The sequence below is a fragment of the Aliirhizobium cellulosilyticum genome (genome assembly GCF_014198105.1).
Lineage (GTDB): Bacteria > Pseudomonadota > Alphaproteobacteria > Rhizobiales > Rhizobiaceae > Neorhizobium > Neorhizobium cellulosilyticum.
On record NZ_JACIGW010000002.1, the window covers coordinates 177,858 to 192,908 of the forward strand.

The following is a 15,051-nucleotide window of genomic DNA, read 5'->3' on the forward strand; positions in this document are numbered from 1 at the left end:
GACCCTTGGCGGCCTTGAAAGGACCGAAAGATGACAGCGATCGTGGTAGCGCTAACACCGGAATTCGCCGATTGGGAATGCGCGCTGCTGATGGCGGTAGCACGCAGCTATCTCGGAGTGATAGTGAAGACTGCGACAGGTGATGGCAGTCCCGTGACTTCGATGGGCGGACTGAACGTGACACCCGATCTTTCTTTTGCGCAGGTAAGGCCGGAAGATTTCGATGCGCTCGTGGTGCCCGGCGGGCTCGCCTGGGAAAACAAGCGCGTGCCCGCAGACCTGCATGATCTTGTGCGGTCATTCCGCGACAAGAACAAGATGGCGGCCGGCATTTGCGCTGCCGCCAGCATGCTGGCCGGCGCCGGCGTGTTGAACGACGTGAAGCATACCGGCAACCGGGTTGCCTCGCATCAGGAATACCCGGGCTATAGTGGCGAAAAGCTTTATGTGGATGGCCCGAAGGCGGTGTCTGCCGATGGCGTGGTGACAGCTGCAGGAACCGCACCCTTCACCTTCACGGTCGAAATCCTGAAAGGTCTCGGACTGTGGGATGCGACGGCGCAAGAGGAATTATCGCCGTTTTCCGCCGAGCATAGGTAATATTCGAGACCATCAAAGCGCTGGCACGGCTTTCAGATACGCCGCAATGGCTTCCAGGTCGCTTTTCGGCAGATGAGCCATGTTCTTCTGGACTTCGACCATTGCGCCACCAGCCGAATCGTATTCCGGGGTAAAGCCAGTTTCGAGGTAATTGACGATATCGGCTTCGCTCCACGAGCCGATCGGGCCTGACGGGGTGATGCCGGGCACTTTGCCCTCGCCTTCCGGATTGGGACCGCCGGCGAGCCATTTGCCTGACTCGAAGCCGCCAAGGGCGTTGCGCGGCGTATGGCATTCGCCGCAATGTCCCGGGCCTTCGACGAGATACTGGCCGCGACGGATCTTTTCGTCGGCTGACGCGAGTTCAACCCGGGGTGCCTCGCTGAAATAGAGGAGCTTCCAGCCGCCGACCGCCATGCGGATATTGAACGGGAAGCCCAGCTCATGCGGCCGGGCAACATTGGAGCTTGCCGGCAGGGTCTTCAGATAGGCAAAGAGATCGCCGATATCCTTCGGCGACATGCGCGCATAGGAGCCATAGGGGAAAGACGGATAGAGATGTTCGCCATTCGGCCCGACGCCGCGGGTCATGGCATTGCCGAACTGAGCCAGCGTCCAGCCGCCGATACCGGCATTCGGATCGGGAGAAATATTGGGAATATGGAAGGTGCCGAACGGGCTTGGCAGCGCCCTCCCGCCGGACATGACCTTCAGCGCATCGCCTTCGGCCCCGGTTGCAGCATGGCAGCTGGCGCATCCGCCGGCCCAGAACAACTGCTCGCCATGGGCCAGATCCGGCGTGCTGGCATTCGCCCAGAAGTTTTCCGGATGCGGCTCAGGTTTTGTCAGCGCCCATGCGGTGACGGCTCCCAAACCTATTACCGCGACGCCAGCCGCCGCTATCTTCGACCAAGTCGAGGCCATGGCAAGTCTCCGGAAATCCGTCCTTCAGGTTCATGAAGCGGATCAGCGCAGCCGAGACTGCGCCGATCCCTCAACCGGTTCGCTTATCGCTTCAGGCGGTAAGTCTGGTGGCAGGTGCCGCAATTGGCACCGAGCGTCTGCACCGCCTGCTGCACGCCGGCCTGATCCGCAGGCATGGAGGCGAGAAGCGTATCGGCATCGCTGGCGAGCTTCATGGACTTTGCCTTGAAGTCATCCATGTTGTCCCAGATTGCCGGGGCAGCTGCAGAATTGACTTCGGAACCGGCCGGGAATTGATCCGGGAAGACCTTCATGTCGGTGCTAATCGTCGTCAGAGCGGCCTTGACCGCCCCCGCGTCATAAGGCTTTTCACCCTTGGCGATAGCGCCAAGTGCGCCCACGGAGGCGCCGACCTGCTTCATCATCTGCTCGCGCTTGGCGACAGGATTGTCCTGAGCGACGGCTGCAGCCGCCAAGCCAAGACAGAGTGCGGCAGTGGTGATAGCGGTCATCCTGATCTTCATGAAGAAGTCTCCTCGTTATGCGGCAAGACAGCCGGCAATTGCGCGAGGATATTGGACCGGCTTATCCGTTTGAAAGAAATCACGTTCCTGTCAGGATTGCGGAATGCTGTGGACCCTGCGTTGAACACAGTGTTCACAAATACAGCACAGTGACAGACAGATTACAGCTGCCGATGCAGTGCTTCCCATAAAGCAAGGGCGGCGATCAGCAACAAGATCCCGCCACAGCAGCGGCCGATCCATACTGTGCCTGTGCGATTTCCGACGAGCATGTTTCTTGCCCGACCGGCCGCGACAGCGATTGCGCCATAAACAGCCAGCTGGGTTGCCGCGGTCATCGCGGCCATGACGAGGGCCTGCGGCGCGAGCGGACCGAATTCGGGCTTGAGAAACTGCGGATAGACGGCCAGCATGAACATATAGGCCTTGGGGTTGATGAGACAGGTAATGGCGCCACGACGAAAGGCCTCCCAATTGCTTTTCGTATCGGCACGCCCGACATCATCGACGACGATAGCGCTTCTGATCAGGGTGAACCCGATCCAGGCCATATAGAGCGCGCCGACCAGCATCAGCGGCGTAAACAGGACGGGCAGGAGTTTTGCCAGCAGGCCAACGCCTAGGGCGCCATAGGCAGAATGGACCAGGCCGCCCAGCATCATGCCTGCTGTGGCGGCCAGCCCTGCCGCCCGGCCACGGGCAAGCGAATTCGCCAGGACGAATATCATATCCATGCCCGGCAGGATGATGATACCGAAGAGAAGGGTGAAGAAGAGCCAGAGGTTTTCGCCGTAACTCATGTCAGTTGTCGCGCCATCCCGTTTTTGAAAATTCGCCGGTTACCCTTGTTTTTCAGGCCGGCAGCAGGCGCTATAAGCCAGTGCAACTGACAGCGTTCTGTCAGTTGAATCGATGATGACGGAGAAATCTCATGCGCAAGGCGTCGCGGCTGTTCGAGATCATCCAGATCCTGAGGCCGGCTAGAAAGCCGGTGACGGCGGCGGCAATCGCCGCGCAACTGGAAGTCACGATACGGTCGATTTATCGGGACATTGCAGCGCTTCAGGCCATGCGTGTGCCGATCGAAGGCGAGCGCGGCATCGGCTATATCTTGAGGCCCGGCTTCACCCTGCCGCCGCTGATGCTGTCGATCGAGGAAACCGAGGCAATCGTGCTGGCTCTGGCGCTTCTCGACCGCACCGGAGATACCGAGTTGAGACGCGCCGCGAAGCGGGTGAACCGCAAGATCGCGGCGGTCGTTCCTGAGCCGCTTGCACGAACATTTTCGGCAGATGCACTGCATGCCTGGGGAACGGTTGCCCCTTCGCCGGACGCGGTGGATCTGGCCCTTGTGCGCCGTGCGATCCGTGACGAGCAGAAGCTGCTGATCGATTATCGTGACGAGCCGGGCAATGTGACGAATCGGGCGATCCGGCCGATTGCACTCATCTATTATTCGCAAACTGCCAACATCGTCGCCTGGTGCGAATTGCGCAACGCGATCCGCAATTTTCGTGCGGACCGCGTGACGCATTGCGAAGCGAGGGACGATTTCTTTCCGGGGCAAGGCGACCGGTTACGCCAGGTCTGGATCGACGGATGGCAGCAACCGATCGCCTGATACCCGAATGCATGGGGCGTTTTGGCACCTCTCATGCATCCGGTGCCGCATTAAGGCTCAGTCTTTTTTCGGCAGCATGGCCGTCAGCGTTTCGTCCTTGTCGATGAAGTGGTGCTTCAGCGCGAAGGCGGCATGGCCGGCGACGACGAGGCCCAGCGCCCAGGAGAGGTAGAAATGGGCAGAGACGAGATAGGGCGTCAGTTCCGGGTTCTTTCCGCCGAGGCCGGGAATGGTGAAGAGACCGGCAACCGGGATTGCATAACCGGCAGAAGAACTGTTCCACCAGCCGGAAACAGGCACTGCGACCATCAGGAAGTAGAGGGCGAAGTGGCCGAGATGGGTGGCCGTCTTCATGATTGCCGGCATGTCCGTCAGTTCAGGCGGGCGGTTATAGGCGCGCCAGATGATACGCCCGACGATGAGGAAAAGCGTCGTGGTGGCGATCGATTTGTGCAGGGTAATGGCCCAGATCTTCTGTGCCGTCTCGCCGTCGCTGACACCGTAATGCAGCATGGCGCCGCCGTAATATCCCACGCCCCAGGCGACCACGATGATGGCCGCCATAAGCCAGTGAAGAAATTTTGAGGTTGCATTGAAATTCCGCGATCCGGGTCGCGTCAGGGTTCCCGTGTCTGTTGTGCTGGCCATGTCGTTTCGCTCGTTCCCAGTTGAATACACTCGCGAAGACGGCCCGAACATTTCCTGCGGAAAATCAATAAATAGGTTTTGGATGGTTCTTCAAATCAGTTCAAAAATTGACAAATAACATAAGTCATTCGGGCCGTTACTTGCGATTGTGAGGAAACAGATCGAAGTCAGTTTATCCAAGTACACAGAGTGTCGCAGAACGCGCGAAGATATCCCTCGTTACCTCAACGAGAGGCAGGGAAAACCGGCTTAAACCGTTTCCAATGAAAGGCTTTCTGTTTTGACTGCGTCTGTGGCGCCATCTTCAATCGCGGCGCTTTGCCTCACCCAGGGTTGAGCCGGCAATTCACCGAGAGGCGTTTCCGCCTCAGCCGGAATTACTCAGAGAGCCAAGCTGCGGTTTTCCTCGCGGCCGTAGCCGATCACCTCGATACGGTCCTTGTAGACCTCGACGACGGCAAAGGTGTTTTCCGTCTCGGTATCGACCATGCCCTTGAAATTGACATACCAGGTGGAGCCAGTGCGTCCGAGATTGCCGACATGGTTATGGCCATTCAGATAGGCGATGACGTTGCCCGAGCGCTCGAACAATTCGGTAACCCGCTCGCCATTCCAGAGATTATGCGGGTTCTCGGGATAGAGCGGATAGTGCCCCATGACGATGACCGCCTCGCCGCGTTCTCGCGCGTCGGCAAGCATCTGGTCCAGCCAGGCGAACTGCCCATCGCCGATGCCGCCATTCCACGGCATGGCATTGATGGCGCCGGCAGCTTCCAGTGCGGCCAGACGACTGCGTGCCTCGGCGTGACGCGCATGCCCTTCCGGAGTGGAGAACAGGCTCACCTCATTGCCGTCGATGACTACGAAGCGGATGCCGCCGCGCAAGAAATGATGCCAGGGGGCAGGCATGCCGAGACGCGCATGAACCTCTGTCAGCCGCTGCGGCGCAATGGAAAAATCGTGGTTGCCGGGAAGCAGGATGCTCTCGTGGCGCAGCCCTTCATAGACGGAAAGAATAGGGTCAAAGCTTTCCCAGTCGCGATCAATCAGATCCCCGAGCGTCGCGACGAAAGCGAGATCCTCGCCGTTCAGCGTATCGATCGCGTCCGCCAGCTTCTTCGGGCTGTTGCGGTAATACCGGTCGTATTCCAGCCTCGGTTCGACATCTGCATACTGGGGATCGGCGATGACGCCGAAGCGGAGAAGAGTTTTTTCAGAAGACATGGCGCGCAGTTAGGCTCGATCTGTGACAGAGGTGTGACGGACGGCATGCAGATTGGCTGCTCACCCGCGATAAAGACGACGTGAACATAATCGTCGGCATTGTGATCCGGTCTCGCGGTCATTGCGGGTAAGAGGAACTGCATGCGCGTCATCGCGAAGATACGCTCTTTTGCCTGATTATTCCGGAAGAACGATTTGCCAGCAATCACCCGCCGAACCCTTCTCATCGCAACTCCCCTGTTTGTGGCAGGATGCGCAACATCAGCGGTGCAGCCCATCGCCCTCAAGCCGTCCGTCGACCCTCACTATACGGCCATGTATGCCGCGATCGAGGGGGAGCAGTTTCCGATCAAGGCCGCGGACCTGAAACGCGTCGATCCGCAATATTATCGCCGCGAGGTGGCCTATCCGACGCGCGAACGACCCGGAACGATCGTCGTCGACACTAGAAACCGGTACCTCTACCTCGTTCAGGAAAACGGCCAGGCGTTGCGTTATGGCATTGGCGTCGGCAAGGCCGGACTGGAATTCGAAGGCGTCGGCAGGGTTCAATACAAGCGCCAGTGGCCGCGCTGGACGCCGACACAGGACATGATTGCCCGCGAGCCGGAACGTTACGGTCCGCTTGCCGCCGGCATGGAGCCGGGCGTGCTCAATCCGCTTGGGCCGCGCGCGCTCTATCTTTTCAAAGACGGTCGCGACACGCTCTACCGCATTCACGGCACGACGGAGGACTGGACGATCGGCAAGGCAGTTTCGAGCGGTTGTATTCGCCTGCTCAACCAGGACATCGTCGACCTTTATCGCCGCGTTCCAGATGGCACCCGCGTCGTCGTTCTGCAGGATGGTCCACGAGAAGGCTTCATGCCCGAAGCCGTCTAGAAACGGCAGTGAGGGGAAACCTTCCAAACACAAAAGAAAACACCCGGCGCCGCGAGACGCCGGGTGTTTTCCGATGACTGAAACGGCTGAAGCTTACTTGGAAGCGGCTTCGTACATTTCCAGCACGTAATCCCAGTTGATCAGGCTGTCGACGAAGGCTTCGAGATACTTCGGACGGGCGTTGCGGTAGTCGATGTAATAGGAGTGTTCCCATACGTCGACGCCGAGGATCGGGGATGCGCCGTGAACCAGCGGGTTTTCGCCGTTCGCGGTCTTGGAAATGGCAAGCTTGCCGTCCTTGACCGAAAGCCAAGCCCAGCCGGAGCCGAACTGCGTGGTGCCGGCTGCGATGAAATCAGCCTTGAACTTGTCGTAGCCGCCGAGATCGCTGTCGATTGCAGCCTGCAGCTTGCCGGGCAGCTTGTTACCGCCGCCGTCCTTCTTCATCCACTTCCAGAAATGGATGTGGTTGTAGTGCTGGGCAGCATTGTTGAAGAGACCCTGGTTGGTGCCGAAGGACTTCTTGACGACTTCCTCGACCGAAAGGTCGGCAAGGCCAGCTTCCGCTGCGAGCTTGTTGCCGTTGTCGACATAGGCCTTGTGGTGCTTGTCGTGGTGATATTCGAGCGTCTCCTTCGACATGAAGGGAACGAGCGCTTCGTAATCATAGGGAAGTGCGGGAAGTTCGAAGGCCATTGGTCTACTCCTTTTAGGCAAAACCTTGGGTAATCGTCGTGCGGGAACATAGGAGCGGACCGGAGAAGAGGCAACGCCCCCGATGCCAAAATTATGGCAAAAATCAAAGATGCAGCGCAGCAGCTTTGCTTGGTAACGCCATGTCGTGGAACATCGTTCCAGCGATCCGGAAATTGCTCCGCCAATACCTGAATTTAGCGGCGCGTCACAGGACTGCCGCCAATCGGTGGCAATCGGAACATTCCAAAAGGAGGATTTGATTCGATGACAATCACGACCGCGCCGTTTGCCGCGCTGAGCATCTTTCTCATCACCGGCAGTGTTGCTCATGCATCCACGGATGATGCCTGGGCAAAGTTCCAGACGGATGTTTCCAGAGCCTGCGTAAAGGCTTCCAAGGGACTGATCGAAAAAGGCAATACAGTCGTTGATCCCTATGGCAGCCAACATTACGGGATGGCCGTCGTGACCGGGAAGGCTGTCGGTGCGAAAACCAGGATCAGCACCATCTGCGTCTACGACAAGCAGAAAAAAACGGCCGAAATCGGCGGTGAGATCAGTGCAGAAAAGCTGGCGGTGAAGCCGTAAGCCAAAATGCGATCAACAATCAGCTTCGCGCAGGATTGCATTTCTATGGTTGGTCATTGTTTGCGTTTCCGTTTGCGATTTTGACATTTGACCGATGAGAGCAATGTGATCACCAACGATATTCCAGCAGTTCCGCAATTTTTGATGCGCGAAACCGATCATCATATTCTTCAGGCCATGGTGACCGATGAATTGGACAGGCGAGCTTCCGATATCGCCTGTCTGGACGATGCAAATGATACGGCTACACCCTTGCCCGCCCTCGACCTCTCTTCGGTCGATCTGTTCGTGCCGGATACCACTGAGGTTTCCGACACGACAGACAAGGCGGGTTCGCCCCCGATTGCGCTCAATGCGACCGCTGCCGCATCTGGAAGCGGGTATTCTACAAGCGAACTAATCCTCTTCCGCACGCTTACCGGCTATCGCCTGGATACGCATACACCGATATGGCGGGCTGTGGACGATAACGGGAACCGCGTCTCAACGGCCGATCGGCTTTTCACTACATTGGCTGAAGAAGCCTTTCGTTTTGCCGACAGGCAGCGGCGTCTGGACGGCTCGGCTCAACGAAATCTGGCGATCGAGGATCTTGCCCTGACGCTATCGGCGATCCGGCGTGCAGCAAGCTCCATCGGGTCCCGGGGACTGATCGCATTCGAACGATTGGAAACGGCAATCATGAGGGTGAAGGAAGAGAACAGCGCACATACATTTGGCGCCTCCTGAACCATCTCCACCGATATTGTCGGATTTGATATATTTTGATTATCTAATATTTAAGCCGTGAGGCCTACAGTTTTCCGGACCACGGGAGCAAGGCATGACCACGGCAAAGACGCGCGGGTTTGCAAACGACAGGGCAATGCTGCAGGCGGTGATGGCGGCAATGGACAACCTGCCGGTCGCCGTCGGCATTTTTGAGCTGGAAGGACGGCCGCTCTACGCCAATCGTCGCTTCCAGGAATTGCATGACCTCGACAGCCGATGGCACAACGAGGACGAGACTTTCGCCGATGTCGTTGCCGATGGCCGGATGGCCGACTGGAAAGAGGACCCAATCGCCTATTTCGAGCGTCTTATCCGCAAGCTGCTCGAAGAAGGCTCTTCCGTGACGCAGGTGGAGATCGGCGACAAGATCATCGACGTCCAGGATGTGCTGCTTGACGGGAAATATCTGCTGAGCACACAGCAGGATATTACTGCGCGGGTGACGGCGGAACAGCGGGTTTCCTATCTCGCCCATCACGATCCGCTCACCGACCTACCCAATCGCATGCGGTTTGCGGCAGAGCTTGCCAAGCTGATTGCGGAAAGCCGGGTGCTGCGCCGCCAGTTTGGCGTGATGAGTTTCGACGTCGACCGTTTCAAGGATATCAACGACGTGTTCGGCCATGCAGCCGGCGATACCGTGCTGGCGGAACTGGCCAGGCGACTGAAGAGCGTGATCGATGAAGACGACGTGGCTGCGCGCCTTGGCGGTGACGAGTTTACCGTGATCAGCGTTGGTGACGACCAGCCGGAAACGATGACACGGCTTGCCGAGCGGCTGACGCGGGTGATGGAAGAGGAAATTGAAGTGGACGGGCGCTCGCTTCGGGTGAGCCTCAGCATCGGAATCGCGATGTTTCCGCAGGATGGCGCCGATGCCGCGACATTGCTTGCCAATTCGGATGCGGCGCTCTATCGCGCCAAGGCAGAAGGGCGCGGTCGCTTCTGTGCGTTCAACTCCCGCATGGACCGCCGAATGCATGACCGGCGCGTGCTGCAGCAGGACCTGCGCCATGCGATCAAACGTGGCGAACTGATGCTGCATTATCAGCCACAGGCCGCCGTTACCGGCGAGATCTTTGGCTTCGAGGCACTCTTACGCTGGCATCATCCAACCCGCGGCCTGATCACGCCCGACGAATTCGTGCCCTTGGCTGAGGAAAGCGGCCAGATCGTCGAAATCGGCCGCTGGGTGCTTAACGAAGCCGGGCGTGAAGCTGCAAGCTGGCCGAACCGGCTCAAGATCGCCATAAACATCTCACCGATCCAGTTTCGCCAGGACAGCCTCGTTAGCGACGTTCATACGATGCTTCTGGAAACGGGGCTTTCCGCCGACCGGCTGGAACTTGAAGTCACCGAGGGCGTGCTGGTACAAGATTTCGCCCGGGCGCTGCAAATCCTGCGAGGCCTCAAGGCACTTGGTGTGCGGATTGCCATGGACGACTTCGGTACAGGGTATTCGTCCCTCTCCTATCTGCAATCCTTCCCCTTCGATACGATCAAGATCGACAGGTCATTCACCTCCAAGCTGGTGGCCGACTCGAGCGCCGACGAGATCGTGCGCGCGGTGATCGGGCTCGGGCGCGGATTGAACATTCCGATCGTGGCGGAAGGTGTGGAGACGGAAGAACAACGCGCGTTTCTGGAAGACGCGCAGTGCCAGAACCTGCAGGGCCACCTGATCGGCCGGGCAGGCCCGATCGCGCAATATGCCGGCCTGACCGGGGCGGAGGACAACCCGTCTCTTCCGCAGATCGACACGGATGGATTTCACGTAAAGCAGACATCACGGCGGCGCTGAAACGCTGCGGGATCACTATGCCTCATGGCATGACATAAGTCGGATCATCCAAGCCACGCGAACCGATCGTCATCCAGATATGCTATCGGTGAACGGAGCGGTCACAGGCTGCGGCCTAGCTCCTTTCCGGTTCCTGTCGTAGACCGATCTTCCTTTGATGCGGACGATCCGTATCCCTTGCGCATAAGGTATTGTCATGACCGCCCTGCAGAATTCCCTTCTTGTCATCCTGCTTCACGGTGTTGGATCCAACGGCGCCGATCTCGCGCCGCTCGGCGAAAACTGGAAAGCGCGCCTGCCGGATGCCGTTTTCGTTTCACCGAATGCACCGGAACGGTCGAGCTTCGGAACAGGTTACCAGTGGTTCAGCGTTGCCGGCGTGACCGAAGAAAACCGCCCTGCCCGCATTACCGCGGCCCGCCCCGCATTCGATACGGTGATTTCCGACATCATCGAGGAAAACGGTTTCAACGGGCGTCTCGACCGGGTGGTGCTGGTCGGTTTTTCGCAAGGCACGATCATGTCGCTTGATGCAGTCGCGAGCGGCCGCTGGCCGGTCGCAGCTGTCGTCGGTTTTTCCGGGCGGCTGGCGACCGAAAAGCCGCTGGCGCCATCGACAGCAACCAAAGTTCTGCTGGTGCACGGCACGTCCGACCCGGTCATCCCTTCCTGGGAAACAGAGAAGGCGGAAACCGAACTCAAAGCGGCAGGCGTGGGCGTCGAGACGGTCATCGAGCCGGGCCTCGGCCATACGATCTCGATCGGCGGTGTCGACCGCGCTGCGGATTTCCTGGAAGGCATCGCCCGGAACTGAGCGCCGGGCGGCTTATTTCCTGATAATCGGCTCGCCGTGGAAACGGCGGCGGGACGGTTTGGATACGCCGAAGCCGACTTCCATCATCAGCCGCGGCTTCGTTACCGGTACCGTGCCCATGTGGAAGCCGAAAGGATCCTCGACGAAACCGGAGCCGGCCGGGCCAGTCAACGTGACGGCCTGATCGGCACCGTAATAATCCAGCACTTCATCCGCCGGATGACCGACGAGCAGCGTGTACTGGTGCTTTGCCTTGCGCCGGTTGTGACTACCCTTGACGAAGACATGCGGACCGGTGCCTTCATCGACATCGACGAGGTTGAAGAAGAATTTCAGCATTCGCCAGTCGTCGAGATCGAAATGGAACTTGTCTAGCGACGCTAGGCTGCGGTCGGCTTCAGAAGAGGCCTGAGTCGGGAAACTCCACCAGATGCGAGTGGTTATAAGCCGGGCGCTGGCGCCGAGATAATGTTTTGCGACATCCATCAGCAAAGGGTCGGCCTGGATGGCGCGTACACCCTGGCTTTTCAGCGATCGCTCGAAGAAATGGCCGCTCAGCAGCGAGCGACCGAAACTCTGCTCGGCCTCCTTATGCCGGGGCGCGACAAATTCGAGAGACCGGTCGAAATTGCCGAAACACGGCATCATCAACGCAAAGCGGCCGATCTCCTGCTGGATCTCGGCAGGCATCTGCAGGCCGGTGAAAATACCGTCGCCGCGCAAGGCATCAGCAATCGCGGCTGCATCCAGCCTACCGAACAGGGATGGCTGCGGCTTACCCGAGGGCTTGTATTTTGCCGACAGGGCCCAATGGGCACGACGGCCGGGCATCGTGCGGGCAAGCATGAACATCGGCAACCAGGCCGGATTTTCCTTCACGTCCGCAAGATAGGTTGGAATTCTAACCGCCATCCGGCGAAACCGGCTGCCATTTCGGGCGATTGTCTCAAGGTCGGTGGGCTGCGATGCACTCGATGATGATACGTCTACTGACATTGCCACTCCTAAGGGGCCTGTATTCCCAAGGGGGAGAGAGGATGCAGATACTACCTGAACTCATTTGGCATATTTTTGCTGCAATGCGGCAAAAATATGAGGTCAATTCAGCATATACTTTCTACGCCGCAATACAATTGACGGAAATGACTATATAATACTCTATCTTATTCGATAAATAATACGGCAAACAAGATCAATGCCCGGGCACTATTCTACCCGAGCATTGGCGATATCCGACTTGGATTATTTCAACTGCAGGCACAATTTACTCTAAACCTCTAAGTCTTTGTTTCCATGAAAGCCTATACCTATAACGATCTCAGCTTTCATTGGTTTTCCGGACGATCAGGCGTCGTTGCGACCGCCTGATCGAGCCCAGTCCATGTAAAGCTCCAAAGCCTTGCGGGCGACCGGCCCTTCCTGCAGTGAGCGTTCCTCGAATTTCGTGACAGGTGCGATCTTGGAATAGTTGCCCGAGGTGAAGATCTCGTCGGCAGTTTCGAAATCCTTTACCGTCAGCGTTACTTCGCGAACGTCGAAACCGGATTCACGCAGCAGGCCAATGACACGCGAGCGGGTGATGCCGGCAAGGAAGGTGCCGTTGGCGATCGGCGTCATGACTACGCCGTCCTTGACCATGAAGATGTTCGAGGACGCGGTTTCCGCGACATTGCCGTTCATGTCGAGCGCGAGCGCATTGTCGAAGCCGCGCGAATGGGCCTCGATGATCATGCGGCCGCTGTTGGGATAAAGGCTACCGGCCTTGGCAATGGTCATGGCGACTTCCGGGCTGGGGCGACGGAAGGGCGACAGCGTCAGTGAAGAGGGCTTTGCGGTTCCCATCGGCGCCTCGAACAGGCAGAGCGCAAAGCGGGTCGATTCCGCATCAGGCGCGACGACGCTGTAGGATGTGCCATGTTCGGCCCAATACATCGGCTTGATGTAGATCGCCGTCTTGCCGTCGAATTTCTTGACGCCTTCGAGTGCGAGCGCCTCGATTTGTTCCGGGGTCATCGTCGGCTTCATGCCCATATTGGTGGCGGAGCGGTTGACGCGCTGGCAATGCAGGTCAAGGTCCGGCGAGATGCCATCGAACCAGCGGGCGCCATCGAAGACTGTCGAGGCCAGCCACATGGCATGCGAGGTCGGGCCAATGAGCTTCGGATTGCCATCAATCCATTCCCCGTCCACATAGGTCCAGGTGATCGAGCGGGGGGATGTATCGACGGCCATGATCAGTCTCCTTCAAAGCAGGCACGAAAAATGGCGCGAATGAAGGCTTCAGACGACGGAAGGTCAAGCGATAATCTGAGATGAAACATCACAAAAATTGATGTTTCTTCGTCAATTACCGATCAAGGATTGGCGCCGGGCTGGCTGGGCGTGGGAGGCTGCCCGGTCAAAGGGTTCTGCTGTGTCGGGTCTGCGCCTTGCAGATGGCCGCCAGCAGGAAATCGATTGGCATCATTCATCCAGATAATGCTCAGCACGCATGCAACCAAAAGGCCAAGAACAAGGATAAACAGCCAACGCAACGGGACACCTCTTCATTTCGTTCACGGATCTATATCGACCGACATGATCCGTGATCTTTCACCAGAACAATCGGGCGTCTATGCGGCAATAAGAATAAACATGGGACGGCACTGCGTTGACAGGCCTGTAAAGGCAGCGCAATTTTGAGCTTCGCTGCTATCCCACAAGTCTAGACACTATAAACGCCATGCCCAAATCATCTCCAATGTCACTGACCCAGCAGATGGTCGACCTTTGCTTTCGCGAGGAGGAAGATCCGGGGTTGCCCGCGGCCTGGACCCCGCTGACCGACGCCGACTATACGGCGCTGACCGAGCGCCTGGTCGAGGAAATCGGTGACGAGCCGTTGTGGATCTTCGCTTATGGCTCGCTGATCTGGAAACCGGGTTTCGCATCCATCGCGTGCAAGCGCGCAACCGCCTATGGCTGGCACCGATCGTTTTCGCTGCGTATCGAGCGCGGACGCGGCTCTCCCGCTCAACCTGGGCTGATGATGATGTTATCGCGCGGGGGACGTTGCGACGGGTTGATCTACAGGGTGGCCGACCACGACAAGCGCGAGCAGATCGAAAGCGCGCTTAGGCGCGAACTCAGCAATAAGGACAGCTTGTCGACGTTTCGTTTTCTGCCGGTCAGGACGGAGGATGGCGGCACGATCCCGGCCCTGACATTCTGGGCGGGAGGAGACAGTCCGCGGATCGTCAAGCCGCTACTGCCGCTGGAAGAAGTGGCCCCCATTCTGGCGCGTGCCTGCGGGCATCGCGGTTCCTGCGCCGAATATCTCTATAATACCGTGGTCCATCTGGCGGAATTCGGCATTCGCGACCGCAATCTCTGGCGGCTGCAGGAACTGGTGGCGAAGGAAGTGGAAGCAGTCCACGGGGCCTCGGCCTTCCAAGCTCCTACCAATGCGGCCGGCACCCTGTCGCCTTACACATCTGCGCGCCTTACCTGACGGCAGCGGTTCCACTCTTCGCATCGAGGCTCATCGCACTGTGCATCCCGGCGTACTATCCCTCAAATGGGTGAAGACCTCACGCTTCGATCGTGATTGAACGCTTGAGGGGCCTTGTCAGCCCTTGACTGAAATGGCTGGCTCCCTCGACAAACCTGTTCGGGGCACTCCACGAGAGGGCCAGCCATACGTATACATGAAGAAAGAATGGCAGAAACTGTGACGACGACGGCGCTTATCCTCTATTTGCTGATTGCGAAAATCTTCTTCGTCATCACCCTGATCGAGGGCGCGTTGCGCAACCTTCCGTGGACGGCGGCTCGGTTTTCGGGGCTGTTGCTGACCACTGCATGGCCCTTTCTCATAATCGCAGTCGCCATTGCCAGCCGCCGGAGCAGCAAGAAGACAGCGCAAGACCCCGATCCTCGAAACACCGCCAGCTGCCCATAGAAGACCTGTGCCATCGCC

At 58.3% G+C, this 15,051-nt stretch carries 17 protein-coding genes; 9 read left to right on the top strand and 8 right to left on the bottom strand.

Annotated elements, in window-relative coordinates; all coding sequences use genetic code 11:
- Nucleotides 1–30: 30 nt before the first annotated feature.
- The gene (locus tag GGE33_RS09780; protein WP_148143953.1) at nt 31–600 is read left to right on the top strand and encodes a DJ-1/PfpI family protein; all 570 of its coding nucleotides are present in this window, start codon (nt 31–33) and stop codon (nt 598–600) included.
- A 12-nt stretch (nt 601–612) separates the two neighbouring features.
- Here GGE33_RS09780 and GGE33_RS09785 read toward each other — a convergent pair whose 3' ends face one another.
- The 3 genes from GGE33_RS09785 to GGE33_RS09795 all read right to left on the bottom strand — a co-directional run bounded on the left by GGE33_RS09785 (nt 613) and on the right by GGE33_RS09795 (nt 2,848).
- On the bottom strand, nt 613–1,524 hold the full coding sequence (locus GGE33_RS09785) for a cytochrome c (protein ID WP_183822756.1): 912 nt from the start codon (nt 1,522–1,524) through the stop codon (nt 613–615).
- 83 nt (nt 1,525–1,607) lie between these two features.
- A complete protein-coding gene (locus tag GGE33_RS09790; protein WP_394353643.1) occupies nt 1,608–2,042 on the bottom strand; it encodes a c-type cytochrome in 435 nt (144 codons plus the stop codon).
- 167 nt (nt 2,043–2,209) lie between these two features.
- The gene (locus GGE33_RS09795) at nt 2,210–2,848 is read right to left on the bottom strand and encodes a LysE family translocator (protein ID WP_183822760.1); all 639 of its coding nucleotides are present in this window, start codon (nt 2,846–2,848) and stop codon (nt 2,210–2,212) included.
- A gap of 131 nt (nt 2,849–2,979) precedes the next feature.
- Between GGE33_RS09795 and GGE33_RS09800 the strand changes: the two genes are divergently transcribed.
- Nucleotides 2,980–3,669: a helix-turn-helix transcriptional regulator gene (locus tag GGE33_RS09800; RefSeq protein ID WP_183822762.1), complete on the top strand. Its 690-nt coding sequence runs from the start codon at nt 2,980–2,982 to the stop codon at nt 3,667–3,669.
- Nucleotides 3,670–3,726: 57 nt separating this feature from the next.
- On the opposite strand, the gene GGE33_RS09805 is transcribed toward GGE33_RS09800, so the two are convergent.
- Together GGE33_RS09805 and GGE33_RS09810 are read right to left on the bottom strand one after the other, a co-directional pair.
- A complete protein-coding gene (locus GGE33_RS09805) occupies nt 3,727–4,317 on the bottom strand; it encodes a cytochrome b (protein WP_148143958.1) in 591 nt (196 codons plus the stop codon).
- Between the two features lie 381 nt (nt 4,318–4,698).
- The gene (locus GGE33_RS09810) at nt 4,699–5,541 is read right to left on the bottom strand and encodes a metallophosphoesterase (RefSeq protein ID WP_183822764.1); all 843 of its coding nucleotides are present in this window, start codon (nt 5,539–5,541) and stop codon (nt 4,699–4,701) included.
- Between the two features lie 267 nt (nt 5,542–5,808).
- Here GGE33_RS09810 and GGE33_RS09815 point away from each other — a divergent pair, with 267 nt between their 5' ends.
- Nucleotides 5,809–6,423 (top strand): L,D-transpeptidase, encoded by a 615-nt coding sequence (locus GGE33_RS09815; RefSeq protein WP_394353640.1) that lies wholly within the window; start codon nt 5,809–5,811, stop codon nt 6,421–6,423.
- A gap of 93 nt (nt 6,424–6,516) precedes the next feature.
- Here GGE33_RS09815 and GGE33_RS09820 read toward each other — a convergent pair whose 3' ends face one another.
- Entirely contained in the window at nt 6,517–7,119 is a 603-nt protein-coding gene (locus GGE33_RS09820; protein WP_183822766.1) for a superoxide dismutase, read from the bottom strand.
- A gap of 264 nt (nt 7,120–7,383) precedes the next feature.
- Here GGE33_RS09820 and GGE33_RS09825 point away from each other — a divergent pair, with 264 nt between their 5' ends.
- From GGE33_RS09825 to GGE33_RS09840, 4 genes are all read left to right on the top strand, one after another.
- The gene (locus GGE33_RS09825; protein ID WP_183822768.1) at nt 7,384–7,707 is read left to right on the top strand and encodes a hypothetical protein; all 324 of its coding nucleotides are present in this window, start codon (nt 7,384–7,386) and stop codon (nt 7,705–7,707) included.
- Nucleotides 7,708–7,812: 105 nt separating this feature from the next.
- Nucleotides 7,813–8,436: a hypothetical protein gene (locus tag GGE33_RS09830; protein ID WP_183822770.1), complete on the top strand. Its 624-nt coding sequence runs from the start codon at nt 7,813–7,815 to the stop codon at nt 8,434–8,436.
- 94 nt (nt 8,437–8,530) lie between these two features.
- Nucleotides 8,531–10,279 (top strand): putative bifunctional diguanylate cyclase/phosphodiesterase, encoded by a 1,749-nt coding sequence (locus GGE33_RS09835; RefSeq protein ID WP_210303619.1) that lies wholly within the window; start codon nt 8,531–8,533, stop codon nt 10,277–10,279.
- Between the two features lie 196 nt (nt 10,280–10,475).
- A complete protein-coding gene (locus tag GGE33_RS09840; protein WP_183822772.1) occupies nt 10,476–11,093 on the top strand; it encodes an alpha/beta hydrolase in 618 nt (205 codons plus the stop codon).
- Between the two features lie 12 nt (nt 11,094–11,105).
- Here the strand turns inward: GGE33_RS09840 and GGE33_RS09845 are convergent, their stop codons facing one another.
- Nucleotides 11,106–12,089 carry a phytanoyl-CoA dioxygenase family protein gene (locus GGE33_RS09845; protein ID WP_183822774.1) on the bottom strand — a complete coding sequence of 328 codons (984 nt, stop codon included), beginning with the start codon at nt 12,087–12,089 and terminating at the stop codon, nt 11,106–11,108.
- 348 nt (nt 12,090–12,437) lie between these two features.
- Entirely contained in the window at nt 12,438–13,325 is an 888-nt protein-coding gene (locus GGE33_RS09850; RefSeq protein WP_148143966.1) for a branched-chain amino acid aminotransferase, read from the bottom strand.
- A 490-nt stretch (nt 13,326–13,815) separates the two neighbouring features.
- On the opposite strand from GGE33_RS09850, the gene GGE33_RS09855 reads away from it, so the two are divergent.
- A complete protein-coding gene (locus GGE33_RS09855) occupies nt 13,816–14,583 on the top strand; it encodes a gamma-glutamylcyclotransferase (RefSeq protein WP_183822776.1) in 768 nt (255 codons plus the stop codon).
- Between the two features lie 207 nt (nt 14,584–14,790).
- Nucleotides 14,791–15,033 carry a hypothetical protein gene (locus tag GGE33_RS09860; protein ID WP_183822778.1) on the top strand — a complete coding sequence of 81 codons (243 nt, stop codon included), beginning with the start codon at nt 14,791–14,793 and terminating at the stop codon, nt 15,031–15,033.
- Nucleotides 15,034–15,051: the final 18 nt, after the last annotated feature.